We start from the raw sequence: 19,896 nt of genomic DNA, 5'->3' as shown, positions 1-19,896 counted from the left end.
CACCAGCCATTATCTCTGTTAGTGCTTAACGATATACATTGTGCGGCTGTATGCGACATCTTCAGGGTTAGTAATCGGATACCCTTTCAGCCACGGTTTAATTAAACGCCCGTTGGTATACTGATAAATCGGTGCAATAGGTGCCTGTTCCATCAGAATTTTCTCCGCGGCGTTATAATCGGCATTGCGCGCTTTCTCTGTATTCTCCAGAGTTGCCTGGGTCAACACTTTGTCGTACGCCGGATCATTAAATCGGGAGATATTGCCCGTATGGGTCGATGTTAATAGCGACAAGAACGTAGAAGGCTCATTGTAGTCACCCACCCATGAGGCGCGGATCACATCAAAATTACCGGTATTACGGCTGTCGATATACGTTTTCCATTCCTGATTCTGCAATTTTACGTCAACACCGAGGTTCTTCTTCCACATAGAAGCCACTGCGATAGCAATCTTCTGATGATTTTCTGAGGTGTTGTACAGCAGCGTCAGTTTAAGCGGTTTCTGTGGGCCATAGCCCGCCGCACGCAGCAGCGTTTTTGCCTGCGCATTTAATTCTTCCTGACTCATTTGCTCAAACGGTGAAGGTTCCGGCACAAATCCTGCCGTTACATCCGGCGTAAAATGCCATGCCGGCTTCTCACCTGTACCCAATACCTTCTCCGCCATCAGACGACGATCGATAGTCATGCTGAGTGCCAGCCGCACGCGTGAATCGGCGGTCGGTCCCTTCTGGGTATTGAAAGCATAATAATAAGTACCAAGCTGCGGCGGGGTGTAAACCTGACCCGGGATATCCTTCAACAGTTTCTGATACATATTTTTCGGGAAGGATTCCGTGATATCAATATCACCAGCAAGATAGCGCTTGGTGGCAGCTGATTCCTGGTTGATCGGCAGGAAGGTGACTTTTTGCAGCACCGTTTTGGCGTTGTCCCAATAATGCGTGTTCGGCACCACTTCCAGTTTTTCGTTCACGACGCGATCTTTGAGCACATAGGCGCCGTTACCAATAAGATTGCCTGGTTTTGTCCACTCTTTGCCGCTCTCAACGTTAGCTTTTTGTACCGGATAGAATGCAAAACTCGCTGTCAGATTGGCAAACCAGGGCAGCGGTTTATCCAGTTGAACTTTCAATGTCCGTGCATCGACAGCACTAACGCCAAGTTTATCAGGCGTGGCTTTGCCATCGATAATAGCCTGAGCATTATTAATTCCCGCCAGCGCCGCAAACCAGGCAAACGGCGACAGCGTTTTTGGATCAACCAGACGCTGCCAGCTATAGACAAAATCCTGCGCCGTTACCGGCGTACCATCGGCCCATTGCGCATTGTCACGCAGCGTAAACGTCCAGATGCGGTTATCGTTACTCTTCCACTGGGTAGCGACGCCAGGCACGATCTCACCCTTCTCATTCTGGTTGACCAGCCCTTCAAATAGATCACGAATAACCTGTATTTCAGGCAGCCCTACAGCTTTTGCCGGATCAAGCGACGCCGGTTCGTCTTTTATATGACGCACCAGTTCTTGTTTCTCTGCCAGTACCGTTCCGCTGGGAACATCAGCAGCCCAGGATAAAGAAATGCTGCTAACCAACAACGCACAACAGGTTACTGAAACAGAATGCTGCATAAGATACCCTCAATTCCGGCTACTAAGTGAATGTGTAATTATTTGTATCGCCAGCAGGAAATGCAATTAACTTCCGACAAGAAAGTGATATTACACCTGAAAAGATAAGTGTGTGAAAACGATTTGATTATCCATACATTTTGCACAACACTGCGAGTAACAATCCAAGCATTCAGAGATGACTATGACCGTTACCCGTCCCCGTGCCGAGCGCGGCGCATTCCCACCTGGAACCGAACATTACGGACGTTCATTGTTAGGCGCACCGCTAATCTGGTTTCCTGCACTGGCAGCCGATCGTGAAAGCGGCCTGATACTGGCGGGAACGCACGGCGACGAAAACTCCTCGATCGTTACCCTTTCTTGCGCATTGCGTACGCTTAACCCTTCCCTGCGTCGCCACCATGTGGTGCTGGCCGTAAACCCTGACGGTTGCCAGCTTGGGCTGCGCGCAAATGCGAACGGCGTCGATCTGAACCGTAATTTTCCCGCCGCAAACTGGAGAGCGGGCGAAACGGTGTATCGCTGGAACAGTAGCGCAGAAGAGCGTGATGTGGTGTTGTTGACCGGAGAAAGTCCGGGTTCGGAACCAGAAACCCAGGCGTTGTGTCAGCTTATTCACCGAATTCATCCCGCCTGGGTAGTCTCTTTTCACGATCCACTGGCCTGTATTGAAGATCCCAGAAGCAGCGAGCTGGGTGCGTGGCTGGCACAGTCGTTTGAATTGCCTCTGGTCACCAGCGTAGGTTATGAAACGCCCGGCTCTTTTGGTAGCTGGTGCGCAGACCTGAATTTACACTGCATAACCGCCGAATTTCCGCCCATTTCATCGGATGAAGCGAGCGAAAAATACCTGCTGGCCATGTCCAATCTGCTGCGCTGGCACCCTAGAGATGGAGCTGCCCGGTCGTAAAATGCAGGGCTGGCTCCGCATCGCTGGCAAGCCAGGTAGGGCCATCAAGATCGGCAAAGTTAACCTGCGGCGTAAGCGGTAACGCCGCACCGATAGCCCGGGAGGTACACAGCATGCAGCCCAGCATCAGCGCAAATCCCTGCTCGCGGGCTTCCGTTGCCAGCGCCAGTGCTTCCGTCAGACCGCCTGTTTTGTCCAGTTTGATATTGACCATTTCATAGCGTCCGTGCAGCGCTTTCAGGCTGCTGCGAGTGTGGCAACTTTCATCTGCGCAGATGGGCAGCGGATGCACAAAATTCTCCAGCGCGGCATCATCCTGAGCCGGCAGCGGCTGCTCCAGCATTGCCACCCCTAAATCAGCCAACAGCTGACAGCGTGCCGCAAGGCCTTCTGCCCGCCAGGATTCATTGGCGTCGACAATAATCGTAGCGTCAGGAACAGCCGCACGAATGGCAACCATCCGCTCACTAATCAAGCGAGCATCCAGTTTAACTTTCAGCAGTTTTGCGCCATTTCCCCACAGCGCAGCCGCGCTCGCAGCCATTTGTTCCGGCGAGCCAATCACTACGGTTTGCGCCGTCGTCACCACTTCCGCCAGTTCACTTCCCACCAATTCCGCCAGCGACTTCTGCTGTTGACGCGCACTTAGATCCCACAACGCGCAGTCTACGGCATTTCGCGCAGCCCCTGCTGGCAGCAGCTTTTGCAGCTCTTCACGCGTAAGTCCGTTTTCCAGCTGTGGCGCAATGCTCATAATTTGCGCCAGAACAGAGGCATCGCTTTCACCGTAGCGCGGGTACGGTGTGCACTCGCCAATACCTGTGACGCCATTTTCTGTCAATTCGACGACAACCACATGCGCTTCGGTCCTGCTCCCACGGGCTATGACAAAGGGAGTGTGCAGCGGCCAGGCTTCCTCATATACCTTAACTGTTCTCATTTGTTTTCCTTAATGCAGTCCCTGAAGCGGATATCCGCAAATAGCGTTTGCCGTGTTAACTGTTGATGGCATAAACTAGCCTCGACGTTAACTATATGTAAACAGGAAGATAACCATGTCACAAACCGTTCATTTCCAGGGCAACCCGGTTGCAGTTGCCGGCTCCATTCCTCAGGCTGGAAGCAAAGCTCAGGCTTTTACCCTTGTGGCTAAAGACCTGTCTGACGTTACGCTGGGCCAGTTTGCAGGCAAGCGCAAAGTGCTGAATATTTTCCCAAGCATCGATACTGGCGTTTGCGCGGCATCGGTACGTAAGTTTAACCAACTGGCGACAGAAATCGACAATACCGTCGTACTGTGTATTTCGGCCGACCTGCCATTCGCCCACTCTCGTTTTTGCGGCGCGGAAGGTCTGAGCAACGTTATCACGCTGTCCACCCTGCGCAACGCAGAATTCCTGAAAAACTACGGTGTTGAAATCGCTGAAGGCCCGCTGAAAGGTCTGGCCGCACGTGCCGTAGTTGTTATCGATGAAAATGACAATGTTGTTTTCAGCCAACTGGTCAATGAAATCACCAACGAACCAGACTACACAGCAGCGCTGGACGTTCTGAAAGCGTAAGCTGCGTTTGCATACAAAAATGCCTCCGGATGGAGGCATTTTCATTTACGGCATTACTCTTCGCTTTTTTTCTGTTGGCTCAGGCCGTACTCGCGCAATTTATTGGCAATCGCGGTATGCGAAACGCCGAGGCGCTTGGCCAGCTTGCGCGTGCTGGGATAATTCATATACAGCTGCGTCAGCACGGAGCGTTCAAAGCGGCTGGTAATTTCATCCAGCGACCCTTCCATCACCTCTTCTCCGACCGCAACCGTTGCCGCATCATAATCCGGCAGCAAAATATCCTGTGGCCGTAGCTCATAGCCTTCAAGCTGGGTCAGCGCCCGGTAGATAGCGTTTTTAAGCTGACGCACGTTGCCCGGCCAACCGTAACGGGTTAACACCGTGCTGAGATCGGCGGACAGCTTCGGACGCGGCACGCCCTGCTCATCGGCAAAACGCGCTACGAACAGTTCGGTGAGCGGCATAATATCTTGTGGGCAATCGCGCAGCGGCGGCAGGTTTAACGTCAGTACATTCAGACGATAATAGAGGTCTTCACGGAAAAGTCCTTTCTGCACCAGCTCCACAAGGTTCTTTTGCGTCGCGCAAATCACACGGACATCAACATGAACTTCGTGATCTTCTCCCACGCGACGGAACGTACCGTCATTGAGAAAACGCAGCAATTTGGTCTGCATACGCGGCGACATTTCGCCAATTTCATCTAACAGAACCGAACCGCCATTCGCCTGCTCAAAGAACCCTTTTTTGCCTTCCGGCGCATGGCCAAACAGCTCGCTTTCAACCGCATCTTCAGGGATTGACGCACAGTTCAGCGCCAGATACGGTTTCGACGCACGCGGGCTTGCCAGATGACAGGCATGAGCAAAAAGATCTTTGCCGGTGCCGGTATTACCAGTAATCAGCAGCGGTGCACTCAGCGTCGCCAGCTTGCGCGCTTGTTCTACGACGTGTTTCATTTTGGCGCTGACGGCAATAATCTGGCTAAACGCACTGAGATCCTGCGTTGTCATATTTTGCAGCTGACGTCCCATTCGGATGGTGGAGCGCAACATCACCACCGCGCCGGTCAGCATCTGCTCCTGATTTTCGCCCTGCAAATGGACAGGCGTAATTTCCATCAGGAAATTCTGCCCGTTAATCACGACATGTTCGCTATGGGAATCCTGCGGATTGCTTTCCAGCCAGCGCTGGAAGTTAAACCCATTGATTAACTGGGCTGCGGTATGGTTGCGCATCCGCTCCTGGGTGTGTGCAAAAAGTTGACAGCTCGCAGGGTTCGCCATCTCAACTTTGCTTTTCATATCAAGAGAAAGGACCGGCTCAGGCAACGCTTCAAGAAGCGCACTTAGTGCCAGATGTTCACGTTCAGAAGGCATCCAGGGCACGGTGCGCACATCCGTAACCCCTGAAATACGGCGAATTTCAGCCATCAGGCTGCTGAAGTTGGTGAACTCCAGCTCCGCAAAATTAAGGTAAATCCGCCCGATGGGGTCAATTTCGATACCGCGTAAATCAATGCTTCTCAGCACCAGTAAATCGAGCAGTTCGCGGGTCAGACCAAGACGGTCTTCACAAAAGACTTCCAAACGCATAGGAACCTTCACCTGGACAAGGGATTATGTGTTAAATGATAAGACAGTATTTGGTTTGCAGAAAGAACTCTGTCAACAAATATTGACAGCGCGCTGGAAAATTAGGCACCGGGGCGTAAAGTTATACGATCGGCGCCTGTTTTATAGCTAACTTTCGCGCGGAGATTTGTTCTTTTGTAAGGTCTCTTTCACCTGACCAATCAGTTGACGGCGAAAATCGCCCAGTCGTGGCTTATCATCATCGATCCACGGCAGCGGTCGGCAAAGCTCCATAGCTTTAATGCCCAGACGCGCCGTTAATAACCCCGCGCCAATGCCCTGTGCGGCACGCGTTGATAAGCGGGCGGCTAAATCCTGCGACATCCAGTCCATCCCTACTTCCCGCACCAGCTCACTGGCCCCGGCAAAAGCGATATTCAACAACACCAGGCGGAACAGGCGCAGACGGCTGTAATAACCAAGTTCAATGCCATACAGCGATGCAATGCGATTAATCAGCCGCAGATTTCGCCAGGCGATAAACGCCATATCCACCAGCGCCAGTGGGCTGACTGCAATCATCAGCGTGGACTCCGCTGCTGAACGACTGATCTCACGCCGGGCTTGCGCATCCAGCACCGGCTGCACCAGATGGGCATACAGGCTGACCACTTCGCGATCGTTCTGCGTTTCATGAATTGAGGCATACCAACGCTGTAGCGCCGGATGCGACTGATCGATACCCGCCTGCTGCGCCAGTTTTTCACAAAATGCACGACCTTTTCCGGTTCCATGGCTGTGGAGCAAGTCTCGCGCTTCATCACGTTCGTGCGCGCGCTGACGCAATCGCCACAATCTGCGCCACTCGGTCGCCACCGATCCGACACCTGCGCCGATAATCAATGCGCCTGCGGCACATCCTCCCAGCGCGACCCAGTCCTGAGTCTGCCAGGCGTTCATGGTCCACTGCACACCCTGAGCAACAACGCTTACGCCAAACAGCGCCAGCCCGCCCATCACCATCTTGCGCCACAGACTGCGTTTGGGGCGTAAGGCCGCATCAATGACGGCCTCCGCCTGACCTTCGTCTTCCAGGGGTTCATCCACTTTCGCTGGAGAAAAAGTCTGCGCCTCCGTCTCATTGAACATTTGCTGCGCTTTAAACGCCGTGTTTTGTTCCACGTCCAGCGGACCTGAGAAATCGATACGCGGTTTTAACGGCTCGCTCATCGCAATTTATCTCCTATTAAAAACTCCAGCGCGGCATCAAGGCGGATATGCGGTAAGGGTTTATCGACATCCATAACCTGCGGGCGAAACGCCTCAAACTGAAAGCCCTGGCTGTCCCAGAACGCCTGTCCTGGCAGTCGCGCGGGCACTTCCCCCGGATAAACTGTTAGCGGTTCGCCATCGCTCAGACGATTACCTCGCAGCGCCGGGATCTTTTCACCTTTCACGTCGATCAAGCCGCTGGTGGTTGCCTGCACCGATGCCAGCCCCAGACAGTCCATGCTGATACCTTCGAACGCCGCGTTTTGCCATGCGTCCTGGATCAGCTGCTGCAATAACGACACCATATTGGCGTGCTGATCCACCGTGACGTGGTCGGCTTTGGTGGCGGCAAACAGCAGCTTGTCGATCACCGGAGAAAATAGCCGACGAAACAGCGTACGCTGCCCGTAATGGAAGCTTTGCATCAACTGGGTAAGCGCCAGGCGCATGTCGTTGAACGCCTGTGGCCCGCTGTTGAGCGGCTGCAGGCAATCTACCAGCACAATCTGGCGGTCAAATCGCAGGAAGTGATTCTTATAAAACCCTTTGACGACCTTTTCGCAGTAATAATTGAATCTTTCGCGCAACATGCCCGCGTTGGTGTGTTTGTCAGCCTGCGCCAGCTTTGATTCCCCCCAGGCATCGACATCCGGCCACGGGAAGAATTGCAGCGCAGGCGCGCCCGCCATATCCCCGGGCAGGACAAAACGGCCCGGTTGAATAAAATGCAGGCCCTGCTGTTTACACTGATGCAGATACTCCGTCCAGGCGGCAGCAATTTCCGCCAGACGGTTTTCATCAGCAGGCGCCAATGGATCCAGCCCCTGACATAACTGCCGCCATTTTGCCGACCATTCGCCCCGCTGCCCCTGCAATAATCCGGTCATTTGCCGCGACCAGCTCAGATAATCCTGGGCAAGCATCGGTAAATCGAGCAGCCACTCCCCCGGATAATCGACGATCTCCAGGTACAGCGTGGAGGTGTCTTTAAAGTGGCGCAGTAAAGAGTCATTGGATTTATAGCGCAGCGCCAGACGCATTTCACTCACGCCGCGCGTAGGGGTCGGCCAGGTTGGCGGAGAGCCGTACAGTTGCGCCAGTCCCTCATCATAGGTAAAGCGCGGAATGCCAAAATCGCGTTGAGGAACCCGTTTTACGCCGAGCAAACGCTCTTCGCGCACGCAGCTGAGCAACGGCAGACGCGCACCGGCATGAATATTGAGTAACTGGTTTACCATCGCAGTGATAAACGCCGTCTTACCGCTGCGGCTAAGTCCGGTGACAGCCAGGCGTAAATGCCGGTCTACGCCGCGATTAACCAGCGAATTGAGTTCATTTTTAAGTCGCTTCATCGCCATCCCTTTTTGCTGAAGGAACCGAAGAAATTATAACAAACAGGAAGTAAAGATAGGGGTCAATTCTTACTTATCAACTACCTGGGCGGAACCTGGCGGCATTATTCTTACCGCCAGGAGCAGAAGAACTGCGTACGGCTTATTTATTCTCTACTTTAGGAAGCGAGATCTGGTTGATGCCACCTTCATTCGTCACCTGCGTATAGCCCATTTCAGTCAACATATCCTTCGCTTGTCCCGATTGACGCCCGGAGTTGCAGTACAGCTTCACAGTGTCGTTCTTATCAGGAACTTCAGCTGCAATACGTGCCTTCATTTCTTTTAACGGAATATTGACGGCCCCCTGAATATGCTGCTGTTGGTACTGTTCAGGAACGCGAACATCGATCCAGTGTTCGGCTGCGTAAACCGGCATGCCGATGACCAGAGCCAACGCTAATATACCTTTTTTCAACATAATATCTTCCTGACTGATAGTTGGATTTACCTCTACACTATACGCCAGTTCTTAAGAAAATATTGCTGACCGACTTCCTGATATAAAACCTGGGTATTAATGCCCTGCGAAATAGATTTTTTAGTTCACCCTCAATACCCGTGGTAACAACCCAAAAGAATTTTGACAGCCCCCAAATTATATTTGTAAGCTGCCGCAAATTAACTGAGGGAATGTTGATTAATTGTTGCTTGCTTTTGCTGATTCAAATATCAGGGTTGATTACCTGAATAACGTTTCGACAATTTTGCCGCAGCCCGACTCAACACCGGTTCCAGAACCAACGCCAGCAGCATTTTTAGCGGGCGTCGGGCGACGGACTTCACCGCCCACCCTGCTACACCCGCCGGGCCGTAGCGCAGCGCGGTCAGAAGCACCAGCTTACCTGCTATTTTAAAGCCCGGCTTAACCCTTTGCCCGGCACGTTGCCAGCGATTGTTCATTTCTGTCCTCACAATTGACGGAAGCGACTACGTAAGGAAAAAGTATCGGACGTCACATAACGTTCCATTTCACGTAAACGCTTTTCACTAGCAGCCAGCTCGCGATCGACGGCATCCAACAGCTCACCGCTTGATGGCTGCTGCTCGCCGGAAACCACATTGTCCGGCATCGGGTCCAACACAAAGGTCAGCACGATGTAGGCGACGAAGGTGAAAAAGGCCAGGCCAAAAAAGACTGACAACACCACCAGGATCCGTACCAGCTTCACAGGCACATCGAGATAATGCGCAATCCCAGCGCAAACCCCCTTCACCATGCCCTGCTGCGGAATACGCCACAGTTTTTTGTTCAGATTAACGCCTCCCATTAGCGGTCCCTCCAGTTTGGATGTTCAGCATCAAGAATGTCTTCCAGCGCCTGAATGCGCTCGCGCATCCGCTGTGCGTCATCGTTGAGTTCAACCAGGCGTTGCTGTTCACTTTGCGACAGTTCGCCACGGCTGGAACGGTTGCTGTAATGCAGCCAGAGCCAAATCGGTAAAACGAACAACACAAAGATGGTTAACGGGATGGCCAGAAATAGCGCGCTCATGAGTACTCCTTACAGGTGATGAGCGGCGGCGCGTTCGGGCGCCGCCAGATGTTATTATTGCTTGTCTTGCTGCATTTTGGCTTTAAGTTGCGCCAGCTGCTCGCTGATTTCATCATCTGCTTTCAGGTCAGCAAATTGCTGATCCAGAGACTTCTGTTTACCGAAGTTATGGCTTTCAGCCTCAGCTTCCATCTGATCGATACGACGCTCGAAAGATTCAAAGCGCGCCATCGCTTCATCGAGTTTACCGCTGTCCAGTTGACGACGGACATCACGCGAAGAACTCGCTGCCTGATGACGCAACATCAACGCCTGCTGACGAGCACGGGTTTCACTGAGTTTATTTTCCAGCTCACCGATCTCTTTTTTCATACGCGCCAGCGTATCGTCAACCAGCGTCACCTCATGCTCCAGAGAGGCAATTAAATCGGTCAGTTTCTGCTTTTCAATTAACGCAGAACGCGCCAGATCTTCTTTCTCTTTACGCAGCGCAAGTTCTGCTTTTTCCTGCCACTCTGCCTGTTGGGCACTGGCCTGTTCGATACGGCGAGATAATTGTTTCTTTTCTGCCAGCGCACGCGCTGAGTTAGAACGTACCTCAACCAGCGTGTCTTCCATTTCCTGGATCATCAACCGCACCAGTTTCTGCGGATCTTCAGCCTTTTCCAGCAACGCATTAATGTTGGCGTTCACGATGTCGGCAAAACGAGAAAAAATACCCATAATGTAATCCTCACTTACTGTTCTGATATCGGGCTATGCCCTGCTGTTTTCGTAATGCACTTGGCGTGCCAACTTTTTATATAATTGATTTTATTGTAATAATATAATTTTACCTGCCAGGCTAATTAGCGTAAATTGGTGAATAACACTAACAAATGGTGAATTTCATCATGGCTGGATACAAAGATAATCTTCTGGGTGAAGCGAACAGCTTTATTGAAGTGCTGGAGCAGGTTTCTCATCTGGCACCGCTGGATAAACCTGTACTGGTTATAGGTGAGCGCGGGACCGGGAAAGAACTTATTGCCAACCGCCTGCACTACCTCTCCACCCGCTGGCAAGGCCCGTTTATTTCGCTTAACTGCGCGGCTCTAAACGAAAATTTGCTTGATTCCGAACTGTTTGGTCACGAAGCGGGTGCCTTTACCGGCGCGCAAAAACGCCATCCAGGACGTTTCGAACGCGCCGACGGCGGTACGCTGTTTCTCGATGAACTGGCAACCGCCCCGATGTTGGTACAGGAAAAATTACTGCGGGTTATTGAATATGGCGAGCTGGAGCGCGTTGGTGGCAGCCAGCCGTTGCAAGTTAACGTACGACTTGTTTGTGCGACCAATGCCGACTTACCTCGCATGGTCAGCGAAGGCACTTTCCGCGCTGACCTGCTGGATCGCCTGGCCTTTGACGTGGTGCAACTCCCACCGCTACGCGAGCGTCAAAGTGACATTATGTTAATGGCCGAGCATTTTGCCATTCAGATGTGCCGCGAGATCGGATTACCTCTGTTTCCGGGTTTTAGTGCCGAGGCCAGAGAAACTCTCCTCCACTACCGTTGGCCGGGCAATATTCGTGAACTGAAAAACGTCGTGGAGCGATCCGTTTACCGGCATGGAACCAGTGATTACCCGCTGGATGAGATAATCATTGACCCCTTCCGCCGCCACACTACACAGCCGCAGGCGCCGGAAACTAAACCGATGTCTGTAGGGTTACCGCTGGATCTGCGTGAATTCCAGCAGCAGCAAGAGAAAGACTTTCTACAAACCAGCTTACAGCAGGCAAAATTTAACCAGAAAAAAGCCGCTGAATTACTGGGTCTGACTTACCATCAGCTTCGCGCTTTGCTGAAAAAACACCAGATTTAACGCACATTTGCAGATGTCATATTAGCGGATTTGACGCATAACCTCATCAGGGTTTACCATGACGCCATTACTGTATAAAAAAACAGGTACAAATATGGCTCTGGCACTCGTTGGCGAAAAAATTGACAGAAACCGCTTCACCGGTGAGAAAATTGAAAATAGTACATTTTTTAACTGTGATTTTTCAGGTGCCGACCTGAGCGGCACTGAATTTATCGGCTGTCAGTTCTATGATCGTGAAAGCCAGAAAGGGTGCAATTTTAGTCGTGCGATGCTGAAAGATGCCATTTTTAAAAGCTGTGATTTATCCATGGCGGATTTTCGCAATGCCAGTGCGCTTGGCATTGAAATTCGCCACTGTCGTGCGCAAGGCGCAGATTTCCGCGGCGCAAGCTTTATGAATATGATCACTACTCGCACCTGGTTTTGCAGCGCATATATCACTAACACAAATCTAAGCTACGCCAATTTTTCGAAAGTCGTGCTGGAAAAATGTGAGCTGTGGGAAAACCGTTGGATGGGTGCCCAGGTACTGGGCGCGACGTTCAGTGGTTCAGATCTTTCCGGCGGCGAGTATTCGACTTTCGACTGGCGAGCAGCAAACTTCACACATTGCGATCTGACCAATTCGGAGTTGGGTGACTTAGATATTCGGCGCGTTGATTTACAAGGCGTTAAGTTGGACAACTACCAGGCATCGTTGCTCATGGAACGTCTTGGCATCGCGATTATTGGCTAGTCTTCAGGGAGCGGTGAATATTCCGCCCCCTGCACAGCTTTTTACCCCTCAGGCATCGCTGAAGAGTGGTGTGTGGAAATTTTCCACTCTTTACCGTCCCATGCATAAGTGAATGTGTAGCGGGCTGAAACCGTTGATTTGTCCGCGAAGGTAAATGTGTAGGTACCGGTGTCTATCGCCTTATTACACCCCAGGCGAATGGTACGCATGTCAATTTTCCCGGTCGGCTTTTTCGCAAGAAAATGCTTGAAATAATCAACACGTTCAGCATCCGTTAAACGCGCTTTATTGGATACAGTAGGCAGCAATACCGCATCGCTAAGATAATTTTCAGATACCGTCTGCGCGTTACCTGTTTTCAATGACTCGTTCCACTTATCAAATAGCGCTTCGATTTGCGCTTTATTCACCTTCACACAGTCTGGAGTCGACGCTGCAAAAACGGCTCCAGGCAATAGGGCAAGTGAAACAACAAGGCTCAGTAATTTATTCATACAATTCATTCCATTAGAAGTTAAATGGCAACAGAAAACCGTTCATAACCAGGATCAAAGCCAAAATGCATTTAATAACCAATGGAAATCATCACCATAAATGGGTGAGAAGATTAAGATGCCATGAAGAAAAAATGGAATTAACATATTGAAATAATTATAGGTACTTTAGCTATTACAACTCACATAACGTGTACTACTTCCTGAATTATTATAGTTCAGCATTGATAGTGACACTCTAAATGCTCGCTCCACACTTCGTTATCGATGCCATACTCCATCTTCCGAGCACACACTGATATCAATCAGTAAACAACGACAGGTACGCCCCCACGTTTATAGCAAGTCAGATGGGCCATGAAAATGCTAAGATAGTTAACAGAGTAGATTCAAAGTGGATAGCAGGTATGAATTTTGACCATGTCGCGGTGTTGAACTCGAGCTTATCGAGCCTGTTACTCCCAAAAACAAACGGTAATGGCAAATGTCATTAAGTATTAGTAAGATAGCCTCTTTATATAATCCATTAAAATTATGCGCCTGGTTTTATCATCTCTGATCGTGATGGCTGGATTTCTGAGTGGTCAGGCTGCTGCTGCGCCTGAGCAAGCTCCGCACGCTGATATCCGTGACAGTGGGTTTGTCTATTGCGTCAGCGGGCAAGTCAATACGTTCAACCCACAAAAAACGAGCAGCGGTCTCATCGTCGATACGTTAGCGGCCCAATTGTATGACCGACTGCTTGATGTAGATCCCTACACCTATCGGCTGGTGCCTGAGCTTGCTGAAAGCTGGGAGGTGCTGGATAACGGCGCAACCTACCGCTTCCATCTGCGTCGTGACGTTCAGTTTCAGAAGACGGCCTGGTACACCCCCACCCGCAAACTGAATGCAGACGATGTGGTGTTTACCTTCGAGCGCATCTTTGATCGCCACCATCCGTGGCACAATGTGAACGGCAGCAGTTTCCCCTACTTCGACAGCCTGCAGTTTGCCGATAACGTCCAAAGCGTGCGCAAACTGGACAACAACACCGTTGAATTCCGCTTAACGCAACCGGATGCCTCCTTTATGTGGCACCTTGCCACACACTATGCCTCCGTAATGTCGGCGGAATATGCCGCTAATCTGGCAAAACAGGATCGCCAGGAGTTGCTCGACAGACAACCCGTCGGCACAGGCCCGTACCAGCTTTCGGAGAATCGTGCCGGCCAATATATTCGGTTGCAGCGACATGAAAAATTCTGGCGTGGCACTCCTCTGATGCCGCAGGTCGTAGTGGATCTCGGCTCTGGTGGAACCGGACGATTATCTAAATTACTCACTGGCGAGTGCGACGTCCTGGCCTGGCCTGCCGCCAGCCAGCTCAGCATATTGCGTGATGACCCTCGCCTGCGTTTGACGCTGCGCCCGGGGATGAACATTGCCTATCTGGCGTTCAACACCAATAAACCGCCGTTGAATAACCCTGCCGTGCGGCATGCGCTGGCGCTAGCGATCAACAACCAGCGCTTAATGCAGTCTATCTACTACGGGACGGCAGAAACCGCGGCATCTATTTTGCCTCGCGCCTCGTGGGCTTATGATAACGAAGCTAAAATTACAGAATACAACCCGGCAAAATCGCGCGAGCAGCTAAAAGCGCTGGGGCTGGAGAATCTGACGTTACAACTTTGGGTCCCTACCAGCTCTCAGGCCTGGAACCCCAGTCCGCTGAAAACCGCCGAGCTGATTCAGGCAGATATGGCTCAGGTGGGTGTGAAAGTGAAGATCATCCCGGTAGAAGGTCGTTTTCAGGAGGCGAGATTAATGGATATGAACCATGATCTGACGTTATCCGGCTGGGCGACGGACAGTAACGATCCTGACAGTTTTTTCCGGCCGTTGCTCAGCTGTGCCGCCATCAATTCGCAGACCAACTTTGCCCACTGGTGTAATCCGCAGTTTGACAGCATTCTGCGCAAGGCCCTCTCTTCGCAGCAGCTTTCATCGCGAATTGATGCCTATGACGAAGCGCAAAATATTCTTGCCCAAGAGTTACCGATCCTGCCGTTGGCCTCTTCGCTACGTCTACAGGCTTACCGCTACGACATCAAAGGGTTGGTGCTCAGTCCATTCGGTAATGCCTCTTTTGCCGGCGTGTCCAGGGAAAAGAAAGATGAGGTGAAAAAACCATGATTATCTTCACCTTGCGTCGATTTTTATTGCTACTGGTAACCCTGTTCTTCCTGACCTTTATTGGCTTCAGCCTGAGCTACTTCACGCCTCATGCGCCGTTACAGGGTGCATCGCTGTGGAACGCCTGGGTATTCTGGTTCAATGGTCTCATTCACTGGGATTTCGGCGTATCCAGTATCAACGGTCAGTTGATCTCAGAGCAGCTGAAAGAGGTGTTCCCGGCCACAATGGAGCTGTGCATTCTTGCCTTTGGTTTTGCACTAATGGTTGGGATCCCCGTTGGTATGCTGGCCGGTATCACGCGGAACAAATGGCAGGACCGCTGCATCAGCGCATTGGCTCTTATGGGGTTTTCTATCCCCGTTTTTTGGCTGGCGCTGCTGCTGACATTGCTCTTCTCGCTGACCCTCGGCTGGTTACCCGTTTCCGGGCGTTTTGATCTTCTCTACGAGGTGAAACCCGTTACCGGTTTTGCCATTATTGATGCGTGGATCTCCGACTCGCCCTGGCGCGATGAAATGCTGGTCAGCGCTATCCGTCATATGGTGCTCCCGGTGCTGACGCTCTCCGTTGCGCCCACCACCGAAGTCATCCGCCTGATGCGTATCAGCACCATTGAGGTCTTTGACCAGAACTACGTCAAAGCGGCGGCCACGCGCGGTTTGTCACGATTAACGATTCTGCGTCGTCACGTCCTGCACAACGCCCTTCCGCCGGTGATCCCGCGTCTGGGATTACAGTTTTCCACCATGCTGACGCTGGCGATGATCACCGAGATGGTCTTTAGCTGGCCAGGTCTTGGCCGTTGGCTGATTAACGCGATTCGCCAGCAGGATTACGCGGCGATTTCAGCGGGCGTGATGGTGATTGGTTCACTGGTTATCATCGTTAACGTCATCTCTGATATTCTGGGTGCTATGGCTAACCCTCTGAAACATAAGGAATGGTATGCCTTACGATAGCGTCTACAGCGAAAAACGCCCGCCAGGTACGTTGCGCACCGCATGGCGCAATTTCTATGGCGATGCGACTGCGATGATCGGCCTGTACGGCTGTGCGGGACTGGCTATTCTGTGTATTTTTGGTGGTTGGTTTGCCCCTTACGGCATCGATCAGCAATTTCTCGGCTATCAGCTTTTACCGCCGTCATGGTCGCGCTATGGCGAAGTCTCATTCTTCCTCGGGACTGACGATCTGGGACGTGACGTTTTAAGTCGTCTGCTCAGCGGTGCGGCCCCGACCGTTGGCGGCGCGTTTGTCGTCACTCTTGCCGCCACGCTGTGTGGCCTGGTATTGGGCGTAGTTGCCGGTGCGACGCACGGCTTGCGCTCTGCGGTGCTGAACCACATTCTGGACACCCTGCTGTCGATCCCTTCTCTGCTGCTGGCGATTATTGTGGTGGCCTTTGCCGGGCCGCACCTGACACACGCCATGTTTGCCGTCTGGCTGGCGCTGCTGCCGCGCATGGTGCGCTCCGTTTACAGCATGGTGCATGACGAGCTGGAGAAAGAGTACGTCATTGCCGCTCGCCTGGACGGTGCAACCACACTGAATATTCTGTGGTTCGCCGTTCTGCCCAATATTACCGCTGGCCTTATTACTGAAATCACCCGCGCACTGTCGATGGCGATTCTGGATATCGCCGCGCTGGGTTTTCTCGATCTTGGCGCACAGCTGCCGTCCCCGGAATGGGGAGCCATGCTCGGCGACGCGCTGGAGCTGATTTATGTCGCACCGTGGACGGTGATGCTGCCAGGCGCGGCAATTATGATAAGCGTGTTGCTGGTTAACCTATTGGGTGACGGCGTGCGCCGCGCAATTATTGCGGGGGTGGAGTAATGCCATTACTGGATATCCGCAACCTGACCATTGAATTCAGGACCGGTGACGACTGGGTAAAGGCTGTTGATCGTGTCAGCATGACCTTGAATGAGGGTGAAATCCGCGGGCTGGTCGGTGAATCTGGATCAGGCAAAAGTCTGATCGCTAAGGCCATTTGCGGGGTTGCTAAAGATAACTGGCGCGTAACCGCAGACCGTATGCGTTTTGATGATATCGATCTGCTACGCCTTTCGGCGCGTGAACGACGCAAATTGGTCGGTCATAACGTCTCCATGATCTTTCAGGAGCCGCAGTCATGTCTCGATCCGTCCGAGCGTATCGGACGTCAACTGATGCAAAATATTCCGGCATGGACCTACAAAGGTCGCTGGTGGCAGCGCATCGGTTGGCGCAAACGCCGTGCGATTGAACTCTTGCACCGCGTCGGGATAAAAGACCATAAAGACGCCATGCGCAGCTTTCCATATGAGCTGACCGATGGCGAATGTCAGAAGGTCATGATCGCTATCGCATTAGCGAATCAGCCGCGTTTGCTGATTGCCGATGAACCAACGAACGCGATGGAGCCAACCACCCAGGCGCAAATTTTCCGTCTGCTAACCCGTCTGAATCAAAACAGCAATACTACCATTTTGTTGATAAGCCATGACCTGCAAATGCTCAGCCAGTGGGCTGACAAAATCAACGTGATGTACTGCGGACAAACGGTCGAAACCGCGCCAAGTAAAGATTTGGTGACAATTCCGCATCATCCTTATACTCAAGCGTTGATTCGCGCTATTCCGGATTTTGGTAGCGCGATGCCGCACAAAAGCCGCCTGAATACCATGCCAGGAGCTATTCCATTGCTGGAGCAATTACCCATCGGCTGCCGTCTGGGGCCACGCTGTCCTTATGCACAACGCGAATGTATTGAAACCCCAAGACTGACCGGAGCAAAAAATCATCTCTACGCCTGTCATTTCCCGCTGAACATGGAGAGAGAGTGAGATGGTAGAAACCCTGCTCGAAGTTCGTAATCTGAGCAAAACCTTTCGCTACCGGACAGGTTTATTTCGCCGCCAGACCGTTGAGGCCGTTAAGCCCCTGAGTTTCACCCTGCGTGAACGTCAGACGCTCGCCGTCATTGGTGAAAACGGTTCGGGGAAATCTACGCTGGCAAAAATGTTGGCGGGTATGATTGAACCCACCAGCGGTGAGCTGCTGATTGACGATCATCCGTTAAAATATGGCGATTATTCATTTCGTAGTCAGCGGATCCGTATGATTTTCCAGGATCCGTCAACATCGCTTAATCCGCGGCAACGTATCTCGCAAATCCTCGATTTTCCGCTTCGTCTGAATACCGACCTCGAGCCTGAGCAGCGTCGTAAACAGATCGTGGAGACCATGCGCATGGTCGGGCTGCTGCCCGATCACGTAAGCTATTACCCACATATGTTGGCCCCAGGGCAAAAACAGCGTCTGGGCCTTGCCCGTGCGCTCATTTTACGCCCCAAAGTCATTATCGCCGACGAAGCCCTGGCCTCTCTGGACATGTCGATGCGTTCACAGCTCATCAATCTGATGCTGGAATTGCAGGAAAAACAGGGGATTTCGTATATCTATGTGACCCAACATATTGGCATGATGAAGCACATCAGCGATCAGGTATTAGTCATGCATCAGGGCGAAGTGGTAGAACGCGGCAGTACAGCGGATGTTCTGGCGTCCCCGCTTCATGAGCTTACCCGCCGCCTGATTGCAGGTCATTTCGGCGAAGCGCTCACCGCTGATGCCTGGCGAAAAGATCGTTAGCAAACGGCTGCCCTCCTCAACCGGGGGCAATCTGTCATCAGTGACACAACGTGGGTAAGAGCAGCGTATCAACTTCGGTAAACGCGACTGACGGGTAAAGGGCACCACCTTGCATTGCCCAGACACCTGCGGTACTGGCCTCGTCGATAAGTCGTACTGTTTCTACTCCCTTCACCACAACACGGTCGCAATATTCCCGGATATTTTTGATCAGCACCGGGAACATCGGTTTTTCTACCTGTTCCAGGAAGAAACCGCGATCCAGTTTCACAACGTCAAAATGACCGCAAACCAGCGGACTGGCCCCTACGCTGCCGGAGCCAAGATCGCCCAACCACAATGCGTTTGGGCCGTCGCGAAGTGAATTAATCAGCAGATTATTCAGGCACACGGTATTCGACAGAAAACGTTCTGAAAGTTCCAGTGCAATAAATGGTAGAGCATGTAAGGCCGACTTGATGGCTGGATCACCAATCGCCAGCAGTGCCATTTCGTCAATGAGGTTCAGGGTGCAAATAAGGCTGTTGCGCTCAAACCAGTCACGCTTTTCGGCAATTAGTCGAATTTGCTCGAGCATGAAATTACGCTTTTGTTCGCTATCCCACGCTGAAATGATGAAATCTGGATGCAACGGGTGAACCGTATCTGAAGTAAACCGGGCGTTAATCTCTACACCCAGTAATTTATCTGTTGTGTCTCTCATCGGTTCCGCGATGAAATGATAGTGCATAAGACCACTCCAATTGATCATAACATCCTGATAATGCACTTCTAATCACAATCAATCAATAATATCGATCAATGAATCGATATTGATCGATAAAAACAATATATCATAACAAGCTGAATATTGTCATGTTTTATGTTTTAAGAAAGTTCCTACCTTGCTATGTTTATTAACATCAGCTAGCAATGAAATAATACCATTTCAATGCCTTTGAAACCTCGTATTTTCTCTGATTCACCGACGTTAGATGCCTGAACGAAGCATAAGCGGAGGGGGATGATATACTCCTCACATGTAATAACGTGACATGTCACGTGAGGCGGATAACCATTCTCCAGGGAAAAAGCGTGGGATATAATTTCAGGCCAATTTCGAGTGCATTTAATGTGTCAATCATAACTCATTGATT

21 protein-coding genes are annotated in these 19,896 nt (G+C 51.6%); 9 read left to right on the top strand and 12 right to left on the bottom strand.

From position 1 onward, the window contains the following. Window positions 1–18: 18 nt before the first annotated feature. Window positions 19–1,632 carry a murein tripeptide ABC transporter substrate-binding protein MppA gene (gene mppA, locus GHC22_RS11145; protein ID WP_008784907.1) on the bottom strand — a complete coding sequence of 538 codons (1,614 nt, stop codon included), beginning with the start codon at window positions 1,630–1,632 and terminating at the stop codon, window positions 19–21. A gap of 184 nt (window positions 1,633–1,816) precedes the next feature. On the opposite strand from mppA, the gene mpaA reads away from it, so the two are divergent. After that, window positions 1,817–2,545 (top strand): murein tripeptide amidase MpaA, encoded by a 729-nt coding sequence (gene mpaA / locus GHC22_RS11140; RefSeq protein ID WP_032943589.1) that lies wholly within the window; start codon window positions 1,817–1,819, stop codon window positions 2,543–2,545. Here mpaA and ycjG read toward each other — a convergent pair. Then, complete coding sequence (gene ycjG, locus GHC22_RS11135; protein WP_008784909.1) at window positions 2,520–3,485, bottom strand: L-Ala-D/L-Glu epimerase; 966 nt, start codon at window positions 3,483–3,485, stop codon at window positions 2,520–2,522. The two genes, mpaA and ycjG, sit on opposite strands and share 26 nt — an antisense overlap. A gap of 115 nt (window positions 3,486–3,600) precedes the next feature. Here ycjG and tpx point away from each other — a divergent pair, with 115 nt between their 5' ends. Next, complete coding sequence (gene tpx / locus GHC22_RS11130; protein ID WP_003020437.1) at window positions 3,601–4,107, top strand: thiol peroxidase; 507 nt, start codon at window positions 3,601–3,603, stop codon at window positions 4,105–4,107. Window positions 4,108–4,160: 53 nt separating this feature from the next. Here the strand turns inward: tpx and tyrR are convergent, their stop codons facing one another. The 8 genes from tyrR to pspA all read right to left on the bottom strand — a co-directional run bounded on the left by tyrR (window position 4,161) and on the right by pspA (window position 10,565). Then, window positions 4,161–5,705 carry a transcriptional regulator TyrR gene (gene tyrR / locus GHC22_RS11125; protein WP_008784910.1) on the bottom strand — a complete coding sequence of 515 codons (1,545 nt, stop codon included), beginning with the start codon at window positions 5,703–5,705 and terminating at the stop codon, window positions 4,161–4,163. A 147-nt stretch (window positions 5,706–5,852) separates the two neighbouring features. Continuing rightward, on the bottom strand, window positions 5,853–6,914 hold the full coding sequence (locus GHC22_RS11120; protein WP_032943592.1) for a YcjF family protein: 1,062 nt from the start codon (window positions 6,912–6,914) through the stop codon (window positions 5,853–5,855). Next, a complete protein-coding gene (locus GHC22_RS11115) occupies window positions 6,911–8,308 on the bottom strand; it encodes a YcjX family protein (RefSeq protein WP_153752932.1) in 1,398 nt (465 codons plus the stop codon). Before GHC22_RS11115 ends, GHC22_RS11120 begins: the two co-directional genes overlap by 4 nt. Window positions 8,309–8,450: 142 nt before the next feature. Continuing rightward, the gene (pspE, locus tag GHC22_RS11110) at window positions 8,451–8,768 is read right to left on the bottom strand and encodes a thiosulfate sulfurtransferase PspE (RefSeq protein ID WP_153752930.1); all 318 of its coding nucleotides are present in this window, start codon (window positions 8,766–8,768) and stop codon (window positions 8,451–8,453) included. Between the two features lie 251 nt (window positions 8,769–9,019). Further along, window positions 9,020–9,250: a phage shock protein PspD gene (gene pspD / locus GHC22_RS11105; protein ID WP_003833267.1), complete on the bottom strand. Its 231-nt coding sequence runs from the start codon at window positions 9,248–9,250 to the stop codon at window positions 9,020–9,022. 8 nt (window positions 9,251–9,258) lie between these two features. Further along, window positions 9,259–9,618, bottom strand: a complete 360-nt coding sequence (pspC, locus tag GHC22_RS11100) for an envelope stress response membrane protein PspC (RefSeq protein ID WP_003020497.1) — start codon at window positions 9,616–9,618, stop codon at window positions 9,259–9,261. After that, entirely contained in the window at window positions 9,618–9,842 is a 225-nt protein-coding gene (pspB, locus tag GHC22_RS11095; RefSeq protein ID WP_003020509.1) for an envelope stress response membrane protein PspB, read from the bottom strand. Before pspB ends, pspC begins: the two co-directional genes overlap by 1 nt. A gap of 54 nt (window positions 9,843–9,896) precedes the next feature. Then, window positions 9,897–10,565: a phage shock protein PspA gene (gene pspA, locus GHC22_RS11090; RefSeq protein ID WP_003020532.1), complete on the bottom strand. Its 669-nt coding sequence runs from the start codon at window positions 10,563–10,565 to the stop codon at window positions 9,897–9,899. A gap of 155 nt (window positions 10,566–10,720) precedes the next feature. Here pspA and pspF point away from each other — a divergent pair, with 155 nt between their 5' ends. Together pspF and GHC22_RS11080 are read left to right on the top strand one after the other, a co-directional pair. Next, a complete protein-coding gene (gene pspF / locus GHC22_RS11085) occupies window positions 10,721–11,710 on the top strand; it encodes a phage shock protein operon transcriptional activator (protein WP_161495982.1) in 990 nt (329 codons plus the stop codon). Between the two features lie 94 nt (window positions 11,711–11,804). Beyond that, a complete protein-coding gene (locus tag GHC22_RS11080) occupies window positions 11,805–12,449 on the top strand; it encodes a QnrB family quinolone resistance pentapeptide repeat protein (protein WP_153753977.1) in 645 nt (214 codons plus the stop codon). Window positions 12,450–12,490: 41 nt separating this feature from the next. On the opposite strand, the gene GHC22_RS11075 is transcribed toward GHC22_RS11080, so the two are convergent. Continuing rightward, complete coding sequence (locus tag GHC22_RS11075; RefSeq protein ID WP_153752928.1) at window positions 12,491–12,943, bottom strand: SgcJ/EcaC family oxidoreductase; 453 nt, start codon at window positions 12,941–12,943, stop codon at window positions 12,491–12,493. Window positions 12,944–13,477: 534 nt separating this feature from the next. On the opposite strand from GHC22_RS11075, the gene sapA reads away from it, so the two are divergent. Genes sapA through sapF form a run of 5 tightly spaced genes read left to right on the top strand, consistent with a single transcriptional unit; the run spans window position 13,478 to window position 18,760 of the window. Further along, a complete protein-coding gene (sapA, locus tag GHC22_RS11070) occupies window positions 13,478–15,121 on the top strand; it encodes an ABC transporter substrate-binding protein SapA (RefSeq protein ID WP_153752926.1) in 1,644 nt (547 codons plus the stop codon). Then, a complete protein-coding gene (gene sapB / locus GHC22_RS11065; RefSeq protein ID WP_003020545.1) occupies window positions 15,118–16,083 on the top strand; it encodes a peptide ABC transporter permease SapB in 966 nt (321 codons plus the stop codon). Before sapA ends, sapB begins: the two co-directional genes overlap by 4 nt. Next, window positions 16,070–16,960 carry a peptide ABC transporter permease SapC gene (gene sapC / locus GHC22_RS11060; protein WP_003833291.1) on the top strand — a complete coding sequence of 297 codons (891 nt, stop codon included), beginning with the start codon at window positions 16,070–16,072 and terminating at the stop codon, window positions 16,958–16,960. Before sapB ends, sapC begins: the two co-directional genes overlap by 14 nt. Then, the gene (sapD, locus tag GHC22_RS11055) at window positions 16,960–17,952 is read left to right on the top strand and encodes a peptide ABC transporter ATP-binding protein SapD (protein WP_003020556.1); all 993 of its coding nucleotides are present in this window, start codon (window positions 16,960–16,962) and stop codon (window positions 17,950–17,952) included. Before sapC ends, sapD begins: the two co-directional genes overlap by 1 nt. Window position 17,953: 1 nt before the next feature. Then, window positions 17,954–18,760 carry a peptide ABC transporter ATP-binding protein SapF gene (gene sapF / locus GHC22_RS11050; protein WP_003020558.1) on the top strand — a complete coding sequence of 269 codons (807 nt, stop codon included), beginning with the start codon at window positions 17,954–17,956 and terminating at the stop codon, window positions 18,758–18,760. A gap of 37 nt (window positions 18,761–18,797) precedes the next feature. On the opposite strand, the gene GHC22_RS11045 is transcribed toward sapF, so the two are convergent. Further along, window positions 18,798–19,490, bottom strand: coding sequence for an EAL domain-containing protein (locus tag GHC22_RS11045; RefSeq protein WP_032943595.1), 693 nt, complete (start codon window positions 19,488–19,490; stop codon window positions 18,798–18,800). Window positions 19,491–19,896 lie beyond the last annotated feature (406 nt).

The sequence above is a fragment of the Citrobacter sp. H12-3-2 genome (assembly GCF_009649895.1).
In the GTDB taxonomy this organism is placed as follows: Bacteria; Pseudomonadota; Gammaproteobacteria; order Enterobacterales; family Enterobacteriaceae; genus Citrobacter; species Citrobacter portucalensis.
The sequence above is the reverse complement of the archived record's forward strand: the minus strand, read 5'-3'. Positions and strand labels throughout refer to the sequence as shown.